The organism is Acidovorax sp. CF316 (assembly GCF_000276605.1).
In the GTDB taxonomy this organism is placed as follows: domain Bacteria; phylum Pseudomonadota; class Gammaproteobacteria; order Burkholderiales; family Burkholderiaceae_C; genus Acidovorax.
On the sequence record NZ_AKJX01000175.1, the window covers coordinates 1 to 4,035 of the forward strand.

5 protein-coding genes are annotated in these 4,035 nt (G+C 72.1%); 1 reads left to right on the forward strand and 4 read right to left on the reverse strand.

Features of this window, described 5'->3' with window-relative positions; translation table 11 throughout:
• Positions 1-277 (reverse strand): GntR family transcriptional regulator (locus PMI14_RS22340; RefSeq protein ID WP_007857673.1); only part of this gene is annotated, 277 nt, incomplete at its 3' end.
• Between the two features lie 110 nt (positions 278-387).
• Here PMI14_RS22340 and PMI14_RS22345 point away from each other — a divergent pair.
• A complete protein-coding gene (locus PMI14_RS22345; protein WP_007857674.1) occupies positions 388-1,053 on the forward strand; it encodes a pyridoxamine 5'-phosphate oxidase family protein in 666 nt (221 codons plus the stop codon).
• Here the strand turns inward: PMI14_RS22345 and ispF are convergent.
• The 3 genes from ispF to PMI14_RS22360 form a co-directional block, all read right to left on the reverse strand.
• Positions 1,041-1,520 (reverse strand): 2-C-methyl-D-erythritol 2,4-cyclodiphosphate synthase, encoded by a 480-nt coding sequence (gene ispF / locus PMI14_RS22350; RefSeq protein WP_007857675.1) that lies wholly within the window; start codon positions 1,518-1,520, stop codon positions 1,041-1,043. The genes PMI14_RS22345 and ispF overlap by 13 nt on opposite strands.
• 33 nt (positions 1,521-1,553) lie before the next feature.
• Positions 1,554-2,459 carry a 2-C-methyl-D-erythritol 4-phosphate cytidylyltransferase gene (locus PMI14_RS22355; RefSeq protein ID WP_007857676.1) on the reverse strand — a complete coding sequence of 302 codons (906 nt, stop codon included), beginning with the start codon at positions 2,457-2,459 and terminating at the stop codon, positions 1,554-1,556.
• Positions 2,460-2,505: 46 nt separating this feature from the next.
• Positions 2,506-4,035: DUF4253 domain-containing protein (locus PMI14_RS22360; RefSeq protein WP_007857677.1), on the reverse strand; the 1,530-nt coding region annotated here is incomplete at its 5' end.

A 4,035-nucleotide genomic window follows, 5' to 3' on the forward strand; every position in this document is an offset into this window, starting at 1 on the left:
CGGCCGCCAGCCGCCCGGCCAGCGGTGCCACCACGCTGCCGCGCCGGCTGGCGAGGATGAAGCCCTCGCTCGCCAACTGCTCGTAGGCATAGAGCACGCTGTTGCGCGCCACGCCCAGCTCGGCGGCCAGCGCGCGGCTGGCGGGCAGGCGTGCGCCGCTGGCCAGGGTGCCGCTGCGGATGCCCTGGCGCAGGCACTCGTGCAACTGGCGTTGCTGCGGCCAGCGGGCGTGCGCCGGTTGCGCCTGGAAGGCGGTAAACAGCAGCTGGAATTCCATGGCGTTTCTGTGGCCCTAAAAAATAGTGGTGTCGTGGGTCTTATTCTGGCACCACGAAGGCCCTAAATTCCGCTCCCTTGTTGACCTACTCCCGATCGGAAAAACGCCCCGTGAACGACACCCCTGCCACCGCCCTGCCCCCCACCGACCGCACCCGCGTGCGCCGCGTGGCCGAGAACGCCCGCTACGACCGCGCCACGCTGCACGCCATCATCGACGCGGCCTACCTGTGCCACGTGGCCTTTGCCGACGACAAGGGCACGCACTGCATCCCCACCGCCTGCTGGCGCGAGGGCGAGCACCTGTACATCCATGGCTCCAACGGCGGGCGCCTGATCAAGTGGCTGGGCAAGGGCATACAGGCTTGCGTGACCATCACCCACCTCGACGGCCTGGTGCTGGCGCGCTCGGCCTTCAACCACTCGATGAACTACCGCTCGGCCATGGTGTACGGCCGCTTCGAGCCCGTGGCCGACAAGCACGCATCGCTGGCAGCGCTGATGGACCACCTGGCCCTGGGCCGCCAGGCCGAGATCCGCCCAGGCAACGACAAGGAGTTTGCCGCCACCACCGTAATGCGCATCGCCCTCGACGAAGCCGCCTGCAAGGTGCGCAGCGGCCCGCCGGTGGACGATGAAGAAGACATGCAGCACCCGGTGTGGGCCGGCGTACTGCCGCTGGTGCAGCTGCGCGGCGCGCCCGTGGCCGACCCGCTGAACACGGTGGCCACGCCAGGCTATGTGGCAGCCTGGGCTGCCGAAGCTCAGGCCTTGTAGATCAGCGCGGCCGCGCGCGCCTCCATGGCCAGGCCCTGCCCCACGGGGCCCAGGCGCTCGGCTGTCTTGGCCTTCACGTTGACCTGGTCGGGCTCCACCCCCAGCGCCTTGGCAATGCCCTCGCGCATGCCCGGAATGTGCGCAGCCAGGCGCGGGGCCTGGGCCACCACGGTGCTGTCGACATTGCCGATGGTGTAGCCCGCGGCACGCACGCGGCGCGCGGCCTCGGCCAGCAGCACGGCCGAATCGGCCCCGCGGAACTGGGCGTCGGTGTCCGGGAAATGCCGACCGATGTCGCCCAGGCCCGCCGCGCCCAGGATGGCATCAGTAATGGCGTGCAGCAGCACATCGGCATCGGAATGGCCGAGCAGGCCCATGGTGTGGGGAATGGTCACGCCGCCGATCACCAGAGCGCGCCCGGGCACCAAAGCGTGCGTATCCCAACCCTCGCCAATCCTGAAATTCATGTGTTCCTTTGTCCCGCACCCACACGGGGCGGCTTAAAAAATCGTCTTGCGACCGGTCTCGCTGGCACCCAGCCCGCGCTCGCCGCCAAAGCGCGACAGCGTGGTGCCGTAGCCGCGCTGGGCCAGCACGGCCTCGGCCAGCGCGAAGTCGTCGGGGTAGGTGACCTTGAAGTTCTGCGCGCCGCCGGGCACCAGGCGCGGGTGCAGGCCCATGGCCTCCATGGCGCTGGCCTCGTCGGTCACGTTGGTGCCCACCTTGGCCAGTGCGTCGAGCAGGGGGCCGATGCGGAACATCTGCGGCGTCTGCGCCAGCCATTTGTTGCTGCGGTCCACCGTGGAGGCCACGCGCACGCCGCCCGGTCCGTCGATGGAGGTCTTGAGCGTGTCGGCCAGTTGGTGGGCCAGCAGGCCGCCCACGGAATCGTGCGCACAGGCGTCGATGAGCCGGTCGATCTGCTCGGCCGTGACCAGGCAGCGCGCCGCATCGTGCACCAGCACCCAGTCGTCGCGCTGGGCGCCCCGCTCCTGCAATGCCCTGAGGCCGCCCTGCACGGTGGCTGCGCGCGTGGGGCCCCCGCAATCCACCACGAAGTACGAGGGGTGCTCGTGCGCATCCAGGTAGCGATCGCCCGGTGCCACGGCCACCAGCGTGCCGGCCAGCCGGGCCACGCCCGCAAAGGCGGCCAGCGTGTGCATGACCATGGGGTGGCCCGCCACCAGGTGGTACTGCTTGGGCAACTGCGGCGGCGCGGCCAGCGGCTCGCCCGCAGCCCCGGCCAGCGCCCCGAAGGCCGAGATGGTGGAGCCCGCCGGTGGCGCAGGGGGCGCCGCCACCGCGCGCGAGCCCGTGCCCGCACAGGGCACCAGGGCCCACAGGCGCCCTGCGGTGGGGGCATGCGGGGTGGCGAGCGAGGGTTGCAGCAGCGGGTCGATGGTCATGAGGGGGCCATTTTAAGAGCGTTGACCCCGTTCCACGCCCGGTGCCTCAAGGCCGCTCATGCAGGAACCAGGTGCCATGCCCGACCAGCCCCAGCGCATGGTGGCGCAGCGCGATGCCGGGCAGGGCCAGGGTGCAGGGCGCGGCCAGGTCGTGCTCGCGCGCCAGCGCCAGGGCGGTGTCGAAGTCTTCGGGCGGCTGGCGCACCGCGAATTCGAGCATGGTGCCGTAGTGGGCCCACAGCTCGGCGCCGTGCTGCTCGCGCCAGCGGCGCAGCAGCGCGATGAAGCCGTCGGCGGGGCCGCGCTCCATGCCGTACCAGTGCAGGTAGGCCAGTGCTTCTTCGCTGTGGGGCGTGGGCAGCAGCACCAGCCAGGCGTTGTCGGGGTCGAAGCGCTCCTGGCGGCCGCGCTCGGGGTCGGCGGCGCCATGGGAGGCTTCGAGCGCGGCCAGCCAGCGCTCGAAGCGCAGGCGGTCGCCCGCGCACTCGGCCCAGGCGGCGTCGAAGGCAGCGGCATCGGCAGGGATGCCCGCGGCCGCGAGTTCGCTGCGCCAGGCCTCCAACTGGTCCTCTTCCTCCAGGGGGTACGCGCCCTCCACCAGCTCGGCCAGCAGGTCTTCGGGGTCGACGCCGCGCGCGGTCGAGACAAAGGAACGGGGCGACACATCGTCGCGCGCCGCGCCCTGCTCGTAGGGGAAGCGCATGAACAGATCGTCGGCCAGGGCCCCGGCGTCCGGTACCTCGGTGCTCCCGGTCCAGAGGGTCGTCACCACGGGCCAGCGGCCACTGCCCTGCGCCACCAGCGTGCGCGCCGCCTGCCACAGCGCCTCGCGCTCCAGCACGGGCACCTGGGCCGCCCAGGCAATTTCGCCGCTGGCCGCGCCCGCATGGCCGGGTACCGGCAGCGCCAGCCAGTCGAGTGCCGCCAGCGGCGTGCCCTGCAGGCGGGCCCGCCAGGCGTCGCGCGACTCCGTGTGCGTGCCCGCCACCACCACGGGCGGTTCAGACACTGCCCCAGGTGCAGGGGCCGCTCGGGTAGCCAGGGCCGCACGCCATGCGGCCACGGCCTGCGCATCCGCGCCCACGGCCGGCGCCAGGCGGCCCCCGCGCAGCAGCTGGCCAGTGGCAGGCACCACAGCCAGGTCGAGCAGCCCGCTGGCAGCGGCCGGTGCGTCGTGGGCCAGCCAGGCGGCTGCCACCTCGGTGGCGTCGCCCTCACGCCCCTGCCCTGCCAGCAGCAGCCAGCTGGCCTGCCAGATGCTGTGCACCAGGTAGCCACCGGCAAAGCCCGTGGCACGCAGGTAGCCGGCCATGGCACGCGCGATGTCCAAGGTGTCCGTGGCCTCGGCCACGGGCGCAACGTCGATCTGGCCGGCCGACTGCAGCTGCGCCAGCATGGCGGCCACCTCGTCTTCGGGCAGGCCCAGGGCGATCAGGTCGTCGGCCGTGGGCACCTCGTCGCCCATGGCGTGCGATGCCGTACCCCACTGCCGGGCGATGCGCGCCTTGAGCACCAGCTCTGCATCCATGCAAAAAACGCCAAAAGCCCGGTGCGGCTGCGGCTCCCCCCCCCCCCC